The organism is Geothrix sp. SG200 (assembly GCF_022808935.1).
In the GTDB taxonomy this organism is placed as follows: domain Bacteria; phylum Acidobacteriota; class Holophagae; order Holophagales; family Holophagaceae; genus Geothrix; species Geothrix alkalitolerans.
In genome coordinates this window covers 364,434-377,257 of sequence record NZ_JAKZFR010000002.1, presented here as the reverse complement: position 1 = coordinate 377,257, position 12,824 = coordinate 364,434, and the positions used below count along the sequence as shown (strand labels likewise).

14 protein-coding genes are annotated in these 12,824 nt (G+C 68.0%); 9 read left to right on the top strand and 5 right to left on the bottom strand.

Translation table 11 applies throughout. From position 1 onward, the window contains the following. Window positions 1-40: 40 nt before the first annotated feature. A complete protein-coding gene (locus ML539_RS07115) occupies window positions 41-412 on the top strand; it encodes a pyridoxamine 5'-phosphate oxidase family protein (protein WP_243322009.1) in 372 nt (123 codons plus the stop codon). 8 nt (window positions 413-420) lie between these two features. On the opposite strand, the gene coaD is transcribed toward ML539_RS07115, so the two are convergent. The 3 genes from coaD to ML539_RS07100 all read right to left on the bottom strand — a co-directional run bounded on the left by coaD (window position 421) and on the right by ML539_RS07100 (window position 2,735). After that, on the bottom strand, window positions 421-906 hold the full coding sequence (gene coaD, locus ML539_RS07110) for a pantetheine-phosphate adenylyltransferase (protein ID WP_243322007.1): 486 nt from the start codon (window positions 904-906) through the stop codon (window positions 421-423). A 73-nt stretch (window positions 907-979) separates the two neighbouring features. After that, window positions 980-1,489 (bottom strand): DUF1858 domain-containing protein, encoded by a 510-nt coding sequence (locus ML539_RS07105; RefSeq protein WP_243322005.1) that lies wholly within the window; start codon window positions 1,487-1,489, stop codon window positions 980-982. 7 nt (window positions 1,490-1,496) lie between these two features. Continuing rightward, window positions 1,497-2,735, bottom strand: coding sequence for a DUF438 domain-containing protein (locus ML539_RS07100; RefSeq protein ID WP_243322003.1), 1,239 nt, complete (start codon window positions 2,733-2,735; stop codon window positions 1,497-1,499). Between the two features lie 143 nt (window positions 2,736-2,878). Between ML539_RS07100 and ML539_RS07095 the strand changes: the two genes are divergently transcribed. From ML539_RS07095 to ML539_RS07075, 5 genes are all read left to right on the top strand, one after another. Next, on the top strand, window positions 2,879-3,967 hold the full coding sequence (locus tag ML539_RS07095) for a D-alanine--D-alanine ligase family protein (RefSeq protein ID WP_243322001.1): 1,089 nt from the start codon (window positions 2,879-2,881) through the stop codon (window positions 3,965-3,967). 101 nt (window positions 3,968-4,068) lie between these two features. Then, entirely contained in the window at window positions 4,069-5,232 is a 1,164-nt protein-coding gene (locus ML539_RS07090) for a PDZ domain-containing protein (protein WP_243322000.1), read from the top strand. A gap of 1 nt (window position 5,233) precedes the next feature. Beyond that, entirely contained in the window at window positions 5,234-6,148 is a 915-nt protein-coding gene (locus tag ML539_RS07085) for a divergent polysaccharide deacetylase family protein (RefSeq protein ID WP_243321999.1), read from the top strand. A gap of 11 nt (window positions 6,149-6,159) precedes the next feature. Continuing rightward, window positions 6,160-6,546 (top strand): fluoride efflux transporter CrcB, encoded by a 387-nt coding sequence (gene crcB / locus ML539_RS07080; protein WP_243321998.1) that lies wholly within the window; start codon window positions 6,160-6,162, stop codon window positions 6,544-6,546. A gap of 9 nt (window positions 6,547-6,555) precedes the next feature. Next, window positions 6,556-6,885, top strand: a complete 330-nt coding sequence (locus ML539_RS07075; RefSeq protein WP_243293325.1) for a DUF190 domain-containing protein — start codon at window positions 6,556-6,558, stop codon at window positions 6,883-6,885. 22 nt (window positions 6,886-6,907) lie between these two features. Here ML539_RS07075 and ML539_RS07070 read toward each other — a convergent pair whose 3' ends face one another. Together ML539_RS07070 and ML539_RS07065 are read right to left on the bottom strand one after the other, a co-directional pair. Further along, window positions 6,908-7,531, bottom strand: a complete 624-nt coding sequence (locus tag ML539_RS07070) for a cation transporter (protein WP_243321997.1) — start codon at window positions 7,529-7,531, stop codon at window positions 6,908-6,910. After that, window positions 7,528-7,968, bottom strand: coding sequence for an ATP-binding protein (locus ML539_RS07065; RefSeq protein ID WP_243288121.1), 441 nt, complete (start codon window positions 7,966-7,968; stop codon window positions 7,528-7,530). Before ML539_RS07065 ends, ML539_RS07070 begins: the two co-directional genes overlap by 4 nt. A gap of 213 nt (window positions 7,969-8,181) precedes the next feature. Here ML539_RS07065 and ML539_RS07060 point away from each other — a divergent pair, with 213 nt between their 5' ends. From ML539_RS07060 to ML539_RS07050, 3 genes are all read left to right on the top strand, one after another. Continuing rightward, window positions 8,182-10,413 carry a nitric-oxide reductase large subunit gene (locus tag ML539_RS07060; protein WP_243321996.1) on the top strand — a complete coding sequence of 744 codons (2,232 nt, stop codon included), beginning with the start codon at window positions 8,182-8,184 and terminating at the stop codon, window positions 10,411-10,413. 102 nt (window positions 10,414-10,515) lie between these two features. Next, the gene (locus ML539_RS07055) at window positions 10,516-11,427 is read left to right on the top strand and encodes a prohibitin family protein (RefSeq protein WP_243321995.1); all 912 of its coding nucleotides are present in this window, start codon (window positions 10,516-10,518) and stop codon (window positions 11,425-11,427) included. Between the two features lie 162 nt (window positions 11,428-11,589). Next, window positions 11,590-12,783 (top strand): S53 family peptidase, encoded by a 1,194-nt coding sequence (locus ML539_RS07050; RefSeq protein ID WP_243321994.1) that lies wholly within the window; start codon window positions 11,590-11,592, stop codon window positions 12,781-12,783. The last annotated feature ends 41 nt before the right edge of the window (window positions 12,784-12,824 follow it).

The window sequence follows — 12,824 nt, the reverse complement described above, 5'->3', positions numbered from 1 at the left end:
CCCCGGCTGCGCCTGGGTGCTACCGTGGGGAGGGAGGCCCATGATGCTCGATGCGACCGTTCTCGCCGTGCTCGAAGCGGAGGGGTCCGCGACCTTCGTGACGCAGGGGCCCGATGGTCCCCACCTGGTGGCGACCTGGCAGAGCTACCTCGACGCGGTCGATGCCACGACCCTGGTGTTCCCCGCCGGAGGCTACCGCACAACGGAGGAAAACCTCGCCCGCGACCCATCGGTCCAGATGATCATCGGCAGGCAGCGGAGCGCCGAGGGCCCGGCGGTGGGCTTCCGGCTCTCGGGGACCGCGGAGGTGCAGTCGGGAGAGGCGCTCCACGCGCGGGTGAAGGTCAGGCACCCCTGGTGCCGAGGGGCGGTGGTGATGCGCGTGACGAAGGTCGAGCGGATCCTGGGCTGAGAGGGCCACTAAGACCGGTTCATCAGCCGGTCCGCGATGCGGCTGCGAAGCGCTTCCGGCACCAGGTCCGCCAGGTTGCCGCCCATGCTTCCGATCTCACGGACGAAGCGGCTGCTCACGGCGCTGTACTTCTCCTTGGGCATGAGAAAGACCGTCTCCAGCTCCGGGGCCAGCTTGCGGTTCATGAGAGCCATCTGGAACTCGTACTCGAAGTCGCTGAAGGCGCGCACGCCCCGGATGATGAACTGGGCGTTCTGGGCCTTGGCGAAGTCCACCAGCAGGCCGTCGAAGGTGGTCACTTCCACCTGGGGAAGGGCGGCGGTCAGCTCCTTCAGCATGGCCACCCGCTCGTCCACGCTGAAGGCCGGGGACTTCGCCGGGTTGTGGAGGACGGCCACCACGAGACGGTCCACGAGCTTTGCCGCCCGCTGGATGAGGTCCCAGTGACCCAGGGTCACGGGATCGAAGGAGCCTGGATAGATGGCCGACCGCACGGGCGCTCCGAAGGAAGGGTGAATCAGCCTAGCGCAACCGGGTCACATCCCGGGTCAAAGGTGCTCCCGAGGCTCATGGTTTGAGGATCCAGGTCCGGAAGCGGCCTGTCCCCTCGGCCTCGCACCAGCAGGGGGTGCCTTCCTGGCGGAACTGGTCCAGCAGAGGCTCGGGGCGGAAGGGGCTCAGGAGCTGCATGGCCTCGCCGGGGGCCAGCGTCAGCAGAGCCCGGCGGACGCGGGCCAGGGGGTGCTCGCCATCTGCCATGAGGGCGTCTGCGTCCAGGGTGGAGCGCACGGCGCTGGCGCGCGCCCAGTCGGGGCGGGGATCTTCCACGGGAGCCGCCCCCTCCGTCACGGGGCCACTGGATTCCCCGGCCAGCTCCCGGAGGAAGCGCACCAGCTCCGCCGTGGAGAGGCCCGCCATGCGGGCCGCGTGCTCCACAGTGGCCAGCTTCGCCACCGTGCGGCGGAGGACGGGATTGCGGAGCCTGGCGAACTCGGGGACCCGAGCGATGAGGGCCTCCTGCTGGTCCGGGTGGGCCGCCAGGAAGTCGCCGATCTTGGTTTCGGGGGTGATGGCCATGGGCGCCTCAGGCTTCGTCGTACTGGAGCAGGCGGCGGTCGCCTTCGAGGGCGCGCAGCCGCGTGAGGTCCTGGGTGACCTCCAGGGTGCCCAGGTAGGCCCCGGCCTCGTCGCGTACGGAGAAGTAGCGGATGTGGACGAACTTCCCGTGCATCTGGATCCAGAACTCCGCCACGGACTGGCGACCGGTCTTGAAGTCGTTGAGGATGCGCTCCACCACGTCCACGCTCTTGGGCGGGTGGCAGTGCTTCACCTCGCGGCCCAGGATGGTGCGGCTGCGGGCGAAGACCCGGTCCGGCCCTTCGCTGAAGAAGGCCACGCGGTCGTCGGCGTCCACGAAGGTGATGTCCACGGGCAGGCTGGAGAAGATGCCGATGAGCTGCTGGACGCTGAGGGCGCCGCTGGGGAAGGCCACGGCCGAGGCGTCGGGCAGGCGGAGGGGATCCTCCGGCAGGCTGGCCACCGGCGGCTCGTAGCCCACCTCAGGCTCCACCAGGCACCAGCCGTAGCGCGGGCTGTCCCGCCAGACCTCGCCCCACTCCTCTTCGGTAAACAGCCCCAGGCACATGGGCAGGAGGATGGTCTCCTCCTTGTAGATCATGGATTCCAGCGCCGCCAGGGCAGGGCGCAGCACCGTGGGCACCAGGATCTTCAGCTCGGCGCCGCTGAGGCTCTGTTCGCGCAGCACCTCGATGGCCCCCTTGAGCAGGTCGCGCACCTCGTCGTCCTTGGCCCACATGACCTTGGAGGGGCCGGTGTTGCCGTGGCGCTCCAGGATGGAGAAGACCAGGTGCTCTTTGCGCTGGTAGTGCTTGTCCAGGTCCATCAGGGCGTTGAAGGCCGAAAGCACCGCCAGGCGTTCGTCGGCGGGATAGGCCTGGTCCGGCACGGGTTCCAGGGCGCCCACCCGCTCCCGGGCCGTGGCCACGGCCGCTTCCAGGGCGCGGTTCTCGCGCCGGAAGGTGTCCACGGGATGGCCCGCCGGCAGCTCCCGGGCCTTGGCCGGGGTCACCGTGTCCTGGAGCACCTCCGCATGGAGGTCGCACATGGACTTCACCTCCTCGGGGCTCATGCCATCGGCCATGAGGGACTGCTCCATGGCCGCGATCTCGCTGGCGTCCACCTCGCCCACCAACTGGGCAAGGCGGCCCTTCACCTGCTCGGGGGCCTCGCCCCGGTGAAGGTGAAGGATCACTTCCTTGAGGGTGGCGATCCGGTGTTCCCGGTTGTTGAGGAGTTCGCTCATGGTGGCTTTCCCTGGGGGGCCGTCCCCGGGGATCATGAATATCAGATTAAAACGATCAATAATTCTTAAATGTGATCTTCGTCGCACCGGACCTGGGTCCCATCGCCGGAGAGCCCGCCTGGGGCGAGTGCTAGAGTAGGGGCATGAGCGAGAAACTGAGCGTCGGCCTTCTTTTCGGCGGGGAGTCCCCCGAGCACGAAGTCTCCATCGTCACGGCCCGGGCCATCGCGGAGCACCTGGACCCGGTGCGGTTCGAGGTTCGACCCATGGGCATCGCCCGGAACGGCGTGTGGGTGGTGGCCGGCGATCCCTTCGCGCGGCTGGCGTCGGGCGAGTTGCCGGAGCGCAGCAGCCATCCCTTCCTGCCCCTGGAGAAGGGCGCCGAGGCCACGCTCCTGCCGGACCTCTTCTTCAATGCCCTGCACGGCGCTGGCGGCGAGGACGGCCAGATCCAGGGCTACCTGGAGCTGCTGCACCGGCCCTACACGGGGGCTGGCCTGCTGGCCATGGCGGCGGGCATGGACAAGTGGATCACCAAGCGCCTCTGGGAGTCCGAAGGCCTTCCCGTGGTGCCCTACGTGGGCCTGATCGAGGAGCGCTGGGCACGGGAGCGCGCGACCTGCCTGGCGGACTGCGCCAAGCTGGGGTTGCCCCTCTTCGTGAAGCCCGCGAACCTGGGCAGCAGCATCGGCGTGGAGAAGGTGAAGCGCGCCGAGGACCTGCCCGCGGCCCTGGACCGGGCCTTCACCTTCGACCGGCGGGTGCTGGTGGAGCAGGGCCTGGATGTCCGGGAGATCGAGGTGGCGGTGCTCGGCGGCGACGAGCCCCTGGTGTCCCAGCCGGGCGAAGTCATCGTGGCCGACGAGTTCTACACCTTCGAGGACAAGTACCTCCACGGCAAGAGCCGCACGGAGATTCCCGCGAACATCCCCGAGGAGCTGGCCGACCTGGTGCGGAAGCTGGCCGCCAAGGCCTTCGCGGCCTCCGACGGCTACGGCATGGCCCGGGTGGACTTCTTCCTGGAGCGGCTCACGGGCCGGGTGTTCCTCAACGAGCTGAACTTCATCCCCGGCTTCACCAGCATCTCCATGTATCCCAAGATGATGGCCGCCAGCGGCGTGCCCTACCCCGAGCTGCTCACGCGCCTCATCAACCTGGCCCTGGCCCGCCACGCCCAGACCGCCACCAAGCAGAAGGGCTTCCGGTCTGGCAGCGACTGGTTCAGGGGCTGAGCCCTTTCCTGCAGGCCCCCTTTTTTTACTGGCAGCTGAAAGCTGATGGCGGACAGCTGATACCTGACAGCTGCGCGCCCATTTCCACGTAGACTGTCCCCATGCACGCCCGTACCTGGCTCTCGGTGTTCTCCTTCCCCCTCGTGGCCGTCTTCACCCTGCCGGTGATCCAGCGGGGCGAGCAGCCAACCCGGCAGCCCAAGCCGGGGGTCAAGGCTCCGCCCCAGGACCCCCTGGCGGGCCTGTCCGACATCCAGGATGTCCTGTCCCTGGTGCAGCAGAACTATGTCGATCCGCCGGACATGGAGAAGGTCGTCTCCGGCGGGATCCAGGCCGTGCTCGAACGCTCGCATCCGATGAATGCCTACCTGTCCGCCGATGACCTGCGTTTGCCGGATCCCGGCCCGGCCGAGGCGGGCCTGGTGGTCGTGAAGCGGGGCATCTACGCCACCGTTCTGGCGGTGACGCCCGGCGGCCCGGCCGCCAAGGCCGGCATCCAGCCCGGTGACGTGATCCGCAAGGTGGATGGGGATTCGGTGGGTCGGCTCAGCGCCTGGACGTTGGAGCGCCGCCTTCGGGGCGCCGAAGGTACGGCGGTGGACCTCTACCGCTACAACGCCACCGGTGATCTGACCAAGACCACCCTGCGGATGCAGCGGCTGGCCAAGGCGCCGGTGACCCTCAAGCAGGGGACTGGTGCCCTGATGGTGTCCCTGCCGGACCTGAACCCCGGTCGGGCCGAGGAACTCAAGAAGCTGCTGGCTCCGGTGGACCGGAAGCAGACGCTGGTGCTGGACCTGCGGCAGTGCGTGAAGGGCACGCCCGGCGAGGCCGCCGCCGTGGCCGGCCTCCTGGGCGCCAAGGGCCCCCTCGGCACCGTCCAGGAAGCGGGCAAGCCCGACCAGGAGGTGCCGCTGGCCGGAACAGGCGTTCCCTTCGCCCGCCTGTCGCTGCTGGTGGGGCGCTCCACCCTGGGCCTCCCGGAAGTGCTGGCCTCCTGCCTGAAGAAAGGTGGCGCGCGCACCTTCGGGGAGAAGACTCCGGGCCTGGGCGTGGAGCGGAGCCGCTTCCTCCTGAAGCAGGGCGGGGCGGTGGAGCTGGTGTCCCGCCGCTGGGTGGGCCTGGGTGGCGAGAAGCTCGACCGCCAGGGCGTGGCCCCGGATCAGGTGCTGAAGCTCACGGATTCCGATGACGCCCTGGCCAAGGTGATGGCTGCCCTCGAGACCCCGACGCCCGCCGCCCCTGCGCCGGCGAAGGCCGCCTAGCTTGGCCCGAGGCAAGGGGAAGCGCACATCCACCCTGGCCCTGCTGGGCTGGGCCGCCTTCACCCTGCTCCTGGGGCTGGGCGCGGGTGTGATGCTTGGCCAGCAGGGCTGCGGCCGGCGCCAGGCGCCCGCGAAGCGCGAAGCACCGAGCCCCGAGCCCCGAAGACCCGATAAGAAACCCGCTGAGCCCAAGGCGAAGCCGTCCTCCGAGGCCGCCAAGCCTCAGAGCCCCGAACCGGAACGTCCGCTCCCCCGGCTCGCCTTGGTGATCGACGACCTTGGCTACATGCAGCCGGAGCTGGTGACGCGCCTCTGCAGCCTTCCCGTGCCCTTCAGCGTGGCGGTGCTGCCCTACCAGGAGTTCACGCGGGACAGCGCGGACATCGCCCACCGCCTGGGCAAGGAGGTCATGCTCCACCTGCCCATGGAACCCATCGGCTACCCGGGCCCGGGTCGCGATCCGGGGCCCAACGCCATCCTCTTCAACCTTCCGGAGACCGAGGTCCGCCGCCGCGTCCGCATGGCGCTGGAGGGCATTCCCCACCGCGCGGGCGTGAACAACCACATGGGCAGCCGCATCACGCCGGACCGCACCCGCATGACCTGGGTGCTCCAGGAGCTCAAGGCGCGGAAGCTCTTCTTCGTCGACAGCCGCACCGAGAAGGACAGCGTGGCCTATGACGTCGCCGAGGAGCTTGGCATCCCGGCGGTCCAGCGCAAGGTGTTCCTGGACGACGACAAGGCCTTCCCCGAAATGGAGAAGCAGTGGGACCGGGCCCTCAAGCTCGCGGAGAAGGATGGCTCTGTGCTCATCATCGGGCACATCTATCCCGAGACCGTGGAGGCCCTGGAGAAGCTGGTGCCCCGCACCAAGGGGCAGGTGCGCTTCGTGAAGGCCGGCGACCTCGCCAAGTGAGAGGATAGACCATGGCTTTCTATTCGTTTCTGGCGGTGGGCGTCGGCGCGGCGCTGGGCGCGTGGTTGCGATGGGGCTTGGGCGCGCTCCTGAATCCGTTCGTGCCTTCGCTGCCCCTCGGAACGCTGGCGGCCAACCTGCTGGGGGGCTACCTTGTGGGCGTGGCCGTCGCCGTGTTCACCCAGCATCCGGGCCTGGCTCCCGAGGCGAGGCTCCTCGTCATCACGGGCTTCCTGGGGGGCCTCACCACCTTCTCGACGTTCTCGGCCGAGGCGGTGCATCTCCTGAGCCGCGGCGAATACGGATGGGCGGCCGGTCACATGGCCGTCCACCTGGCGGGATCCCTTTCCATGACCCTGCTGGGCCTGCTGACGGTGAAGGCGTTCGTGAAAGCCTGAGGAGGCGTCATGAAGGGCACCTACCTGACCTTCTTCGTGCAGGAGGACCGGACCCACCACGGGATCCTGGTCTACGAGTGGCTGCTGAAGGAGGCGCGGCGGCTGGGCCTCAAGGGTGGGACGGCCTTCAAGGCCATCGCCGGCTTCGGCCGTCACGGGCTCATCCATGCGGACCACTTCATCGAGCTGGCGGGCGATCTGCCCGTGGAGGTGACCTTCATGGCCACCGAGGAGGAGGCGAACCGCCTCATCGCCTTCATCCAGGCGGAAGGCCAGTCCATGTTCTACATCTCCGTGCCCGCCGAGTGCGGCTTCATCAACGAGCAGGTGCGTTCCTAGAGACGGGTCCTGTCAGGCGCACTCAGTGCCCGCAGCCGCATCCGCCTGTGAAGCAGGCGCTCTTCGCCGCGCGGGTCATGCCGAGGCCCTCTTTTCCGATGAGGAACGCCAGTCCCAGGGCCGCGGCGGCGTCCACCCACCAGAGGGCGGGGGCGAGCAGGAAGAGCAGGCTGCCCGCGAAGAGCACCACGGAAAGCTGGATGCAGGCCCGGCTGCAGGCCGCGTCCGCCGCCACCGTGGCGCTGTCCAGGGCCTGGGCCGCCCGGAGCTTGGCGCGCCAGAGGAACACCATGAAGGCGAGCGAGAGCGCTGAGATCACGAGCCCGGGCACCGTGGTGGGCGGATGGGCGCGGGCCGTGAGCTGGAGGACGGCGCCCCCTGCGATGCCCGCGGCGAGGAAGAGGAACAGCCGGCCGATGCCGAGCGTGGCCTTGCGCTCGCGCTCGAGGTTGCCGTGGTCCAGGAGCTTCCACAGCACCAGCAGGGCCGAGGCCACCTCGATGAAGCTGTCGGCGCCGAAACCAAAGAGGGCAACCGAGTCGCCCGCCCAGCCGAAGGCCATGGAGACCAGGCCTTCCAGCAGGTTGTAGGCGATCGTGAAGCCCGCCAGCCAGAGCGCCCGCCGGCGCCAGTCCGGGCCGCTCATGCGTGGGCTTCCCGCACCTTCCGCGCCTTCACGAGCACCAGCGTGGAGCCCTGGGGGTGGCATTCCATGTGGACCTCGTCCATGACCTGGCGCATGAAGTACACGCCCCGTCCGCCCGGCTTCAGGAGGTTCTCGGGCAGGTTCGGATCGGGCAGGGCTTCCAGGTCCACGCCAGGCCCCCGGTCCTCGATGCGGATCTCGAAGCGGTCCGTCTTGGGCGTGAAGGTCACCTTCACGGGTTTGTCCCGGTCCAGCTTGTTGCCGTGGCGCATGGCGTTGGCAATGCCTTCCTGGATCGCTAGCCACAGGCGCTCACCATCCTCCTGGGTGAAGCTCAGGTGCTTCAGGAACTCGGCGCCCACCACCTGGATGAGGTCGATGAAGCGCAGGTCCGTGTTGCAGGTGAGGACGACGGGCAGAAGGGCGGGGTGAGCCATGAGACGGGAATTCCCTTTCAGAGATCAGGCATGCCAAGGTCAAGGTACTTGGAATCCGCCTCCCGAAGCCAGAGGTTTTGCCATGTCCCGACAGGCATCCGGCGAGGAGCGGGGTGCGTGCCGGAGGTCACAATTAAGAATTAATGGTCCTAAATGTGGAGAATTGTGGAACACTGCTGTCCGGCGCCCAGAGCGGGCAAGACGGAGGTTCCCATGAAGGCAAGGTGGTGGCTGGTGTTGCTGGTGCTCCTGGCGGGCTTCGGCGTGCTGGGGTTGGGGGGAAGGCAGATCGCCCAGAACGCCCCGCCCATTCCGCAGCATGTGGTGGCCGAGGACGGCAGGGAGCTGGTGGGCCCCGGCCAGATCCTGGAAGGCCAGGTGAGCTACCTGGGCCACGGCGGTCAGCACATCGGTTCCATCTGGGGCCACGGGGCTTACCTGGCGCCGGACTGGACGGCGAAGGCGCTGCACCAGTGGGCGGCCCACACCCTGGACGGCGTGAAGGCCCAGGGGGCATCCCTCGCGGACGCGAAGGCCACCACCGTGTCCATATTTCAGAGCAATCAGTATGAAAATTCCACGGGAACCCTGAAGCTGAATGCCGCCCAGGCCGCGGCCTACCTGAAGGCCCGGGAGGAACTGGCCAAGGTCGCCGTGGAAGGCGACAAGGGCGCGGCCATCCCTGCCCGCTGGATCCCTACGATGCAGGAAGGCGAGCGCGTGGCCGACTTCTGGCTGTGGACGGCCTGGACCGCGGCGGCCCGCCGTCCCGGCGCGGACCACAGCTACACCCAGAACTGGCCCCAGGAGCCCCTGGTGGGCAACACCATCACGCCCATCAGCCACCTCTGGAGCATCCTGTCGATCATTCTCCTGATCCTGGGTGTGGGCCTCATGGTCTGGCACCATGCCAGCCAGCCCGCCGAGGAGTTCCCGGACCCCAAGCCCATCCCGCCCGCCCCGGCGACTCCCAGCCAGCGCTGGTCCGCCATCTACTTCGGCGTGGCCATGGCCTTGTTCCTGGTCCAGATCGGCATGGGCGTCCTGACGGCCCATGACGCGGTGGAAGGCAACGGCCTCTACGGCCTGGACCTCTCGCGCATCCTGCCCTACGCCGCGTCCCGCACCTGGCACCTGCAGCTGGCCGTCTTCTGGATCGCCACCTGCTGGCTGGCCACGGGTCTCTACCTCGGTCCCAAGCTCAGCGCCAAGGAGCCCAAGGGCCAGTGGCTGGGCGTGGCCGGCCTGCTGGCCGCGCTTGTCGTGGTGGTGGTCGGCGCCCTCGCCGGCGCCCACCAGGCCATCGTGGGCAAGCTCTCCGGCTCCTTCATGCTGGGCCACCAGGGCTATGAATACGTGGAGCTGGGCCGCCTCTGGCAGATCCTCCTCACCCTGGGCATGGTCATCTGGCTGGTGCTGGTGCTGCGCTCGCTGATCCCCGCCCTGAAGGGCGAGAGGGGCCGGCTGGGCCTGCTCAAGCTCTTCGTGCTGTCCGCCATCGCGATCCCGCTCTTCTACTCCGCGGGCTTCATGTACACCCGCGAGACGCACATCGCCCTCGCCGAGTACTGGCGCTGGTGGGTGGTCCACCTGTGGGTGGAGGGTTTCTTCGAAGTGTTCGCCACCGTGGCCATCGCGCTCCTGTCCACCCGCATGGGCCTGCTGCGCGAGGGAACCGCCCTCCGCGCCGTGAGCCTCTCCATGGGCCTCTTCCTGGGCAGCGGCGTCATCGGCACCTTCCACCACCTCTACTACACCGGCTCTCCGGCCTCCATCTCGGCCCTGGGTTCCGTCTTCAGTGCCCTGGAGATCGTGCCCCTCACCATCGTGGGCTTCGAGATCGCCATGAGCCTCAAGGCCGGCCGCGCCCTCGGCAGCGGCTACGAGTGGCCGTTCAAGTACTTCGCGGCGGTCTGCTTCTGGAACCTGCTGGGCGCCGGCGTCTTCGGCATGCTCATCAACCCGCCCTCCGTGCTCTACTTCGGCCAGGGTCTCAACACCACGCCCATCCACAGCCACGCCGCGCTCTTCGGGGTCTACGGCTTCCTGGCGATCTCCCTCATGCTCTTCGCCCTGCGCGGCATGACGCCGGACAAGGCCTGGGACGAGAAGTGGCTGAAGTGGGGCTTCTGGGGCCTGAACCTGGGCCTGGTCCTGATGCTGGCGATGTCGCTGGTCCCCAGCGGCCTCTACCAGATCACCCAGAGCCTGAACCAGGGGACCTGGTACGCCCGCAGCGCCGAGGTGGTGCAGAGCCCGCTCATGCGCGCCTTCACCTGGCTGCGCATGCCCGGGGACACCCTCTTCGGCCTGGGCGCCCTGGCGGTGATCATCTTCACCTTCAAGGCCGTCATCGGCGCCTGGAACTGGCGGACTGCCGAAGAGGCCAAGCCCGCCCGTGAGGAAGTGGATGGCGCCCCCGCCTTCGCCCTGAACGAGGACTGAGGTCACTGGGACACCAGGGCCCCCGTCGCGAGACGGGGGCCCTGGCCTGTCCAGGCGGGCGCAAGACGGCCTGTTAACCTGACCCGCCCCTGGAGGTGTTCTGTGGTCCTTTTCGCCCTGCTGTTGTTCGTGGTCGGTGCCCTGGCTTGGCGATGGAAGACCAAAGTGGGTTATCCCCTGTCGGCCCGGCTGGCCATCCTGCAGTGGGTGGGCCTGGGGTTGGGCGTGATCGTGTTCCTGGCCTCCATGGCCGTGGTGGTGCCCCCGGGCCAGGCCGGTGTGCAGGTGCTGTTCGGCAAGGTGAGCGCGGAGCCGCTGCCCTCGGGCCTGCACTTCATCAACCCTTTCGCCCAGGTGGTGGAGATGGAGGTCCGCACCCGGAACTACACCATGTCGACCGTGGGTGACGAAGGTCAGAAGCGGGGGGATGATTCCATCTCGGTCATCAGCAGCGATGGCCTCACCGTGAAGCTGGACGCGACCATCTTCTATTCGCTTCAGCAGGCCCGCCTGCCGGAGATCTACCGCACCATAGGCCCGGACGTGGAGGAGCGCATCGTCCGCAGCGAGATCCGCGCCAGCCTGCGGGATGCCGCCGCCGCCCTCTCTGCGACTGAGCTTTACACGTCCAAGCGGCAGGCCTTCGTGGACCAGGTGTCGAAGACGCTCAAGGCGGCCTTCGAGGCCCGCGGCATCACCCTGGAGCAGATGCTGCTCCGCAACGTCATCCTGCCCGACCAGATCACCAAGGCCATCAACGACAAGATCAGCGCGGACCAGGATGCCCAGAAGATGGCCTTCGTGCTCCAGAAGGAGAAGCAGGAGGCCGAGCGCAAGCGCATCGAGGCCGAAGGCCAAGCCAAGGCGCAGCAGATCGTGAGCCAGAGCCTGACGCCCCAGATCATCGAGTACCAGCGCATCCAGGCCCTGCGGGACATCGGCGCCAAGGGCAACCTGATCATTACGCCCATGGGCGGCGCCACTCCCATGATTCAGGTGCCGACCCGGAAATAGATCGAGATCGGGTGCTGATTGTCTATCCCATCACGATGCCTTGACGCCCAAAGCTGGCGAATGTAGATTTCCGTGCCGTTTCAAAATAATGAGACACGGTATCAATAACCATTCGGTCCTGAATCGCGTCCGGATGCCCCGGACGGCATCATGGAGGGCGGCATGAGCTGGACGAAAGCACGTTCGGCGATCCTCGGATTCGGGCTGGGTCTGGCCAGCCTCGCCGGGCAGGAGGCTCCCCCAGTCATCCACGGGGACATCCTGATTCCCGAGACCAGCCTTGAGGCACGGGAGGATGTCGGCCTCAGATCCCACACGAACCATCTGGTACTCCTCCGTCCTGCCGGAGGGCTGGGGCCCGGGGGCGGCATGTCCCCGACGCAGCTCCGCGACTTCTACAGCCTTCCCGCCACCGGGGGCCACGATGTCATCGCCATCATCGACGCCTACCACTACCCCACGGCCCTGAGCGACTTCAACACCTTCTCCGCCCAGTTCGGGCTGCCCCAGGAGGCCTCCACCGACCCCACCGCCTCCACCAACACCGTTTTCCAGGTCGTCTACCAGGGAGGCAAGAAGCCCCGGACCAACTCTGGCTGGGCCCTGGAGGCCGCCCTCGACATCGAGTGGGCCCACGCCCTGGCTCCCAGCGCGAAGATCATCCTCGTGGAGGCCCAGTCCAACAGCAACGCGAACCTCTACGCGGCGGTGGATCTGGCGGTGTCTCTCGCTGGGGTGAAGCAGGTGTCCATGAGCTGGGGCGGCAGTGAATCCTCGGGGGAGACCGCCAACGACACGCACTTCAATGTGAACGGGCCCGTGTTCTTCGCCGCCAGCGGGGACACGGGCGGCAAGACCATCTACCCCTCCACCTCGCCGTACGTCGTCGCCGTGGGTGGGACCAGCGTGGCCACGGACGCCAACGGTGCCTTCACGGGCGAGACGGGCTGGAGTTCCGGAGGCGGGGGCAACAGCCCCTACGAATCCAAGCCCAGCTGGCAGACGGCGGTGGCTATGACGGGCTCCGGCCGCGGCGTTCCGGATATCTCATCCGATGGAGACCCGAACACGGGCGTCGCGGTGTACGACACGACGTCCTACCACGGACGGTCCGGTTGGTGGGTGGTGGGGGGCACCAGCGTCTCCTCGCCCTGCATGGCCGGCATGGTGAACCTGGGCGGCGGAGCCTTTACGAACACCACCCAGCTGCTTACGGCGATCTACACCAACTACCTCAACCCGCCGGCCACGCCAGCCTTCCGGGACATCACCTCCGGGAACAACGGCTTCCCGTGCCTGGTGGGGTGGGATTACGTCACGGGCGTGGGCTCGCCCCAGGGGACCGGAGGGTTCTGATCCCCACGCCAGACCGGGTGAAGCCGGAGCCCTTTTCATCG

Coding starts and splice junctions, on each gene's coding strand:
- ML539_RS07115 (WP_243322009.1), top strand. CDS start 41: ATGATGCTCGATGCGACCGTTCTCGCCGTGCTCGAAGCGGAGGGGTCC.
- ML539_RS07105 (WP_243322005.1), bottom strand. CDS start 1,489: ATGGCCATCACCCCCGAAACCAAGATCGGCGACTTCCTGGCGGCCCAC.
- ML539_RS07100 (WP_243322003.1), bottom strand. CDS start 2,735: ATGAGCGAACTCCTCAACAACCGGGAACACCGGATCGCCACCCTCAAG.
- ML539_RS07095 (WP_243322001.1), top strand. CDS start 2,879: ATGAGCGAGAAACTGAGCGTCGGCCTTCTTTTCGGCGGGGAGTCCCCC.
- ML539_RS07090 (WP_243322000.1), top strand. CDS start 4,069: ATGCACGCCCGTACCTGGCTCTCGGTGTTCTCCTTCCCCCTCGTGGCC.
- crcB (WP_243321998.1), top strand. CDS start 6,160: ATGGCTTTCTATTCGTTTCTGGCGGTGGGCGTCGGCGCGGCGCTGGGC.
- ML539_RS07075 (WP_243293325.1), top strand. CDS start 6,556: ATGAAGGGCACCTACCTGACCTTCTTCGTGCAGGAGGACCGGACCCAC.
- ML539_RS07070 (WP_243321997.1), bottom strand. CDS start 7,531: ATGAGCGGCCCGGACTGGCGCCGGCGGGCGCTCTGGCTGGCGGGCTTC.
- ML539_RS07065 (WP_243288121.1), bottom strand. CDS start 7,968: ATGGCTCACCCCGCCCTTCTGCCCGTCGTCCTCACCTGCAACACGGAC.
- ML539_RS07060 (WP_243321996.1), top strand. CDS start 8,182: ATGAAGGCAAGGTGGTGGCTGGTGTTGCTGGTGCTCCTGGCGGGCTTC.
- ML539_RS07050 (WP_243321994.1), top strand. CDS start 11,590: ATGAGCTGGACGAAAGCACGTTCGGCGATCCTCGGATTCGGGCTGGGT.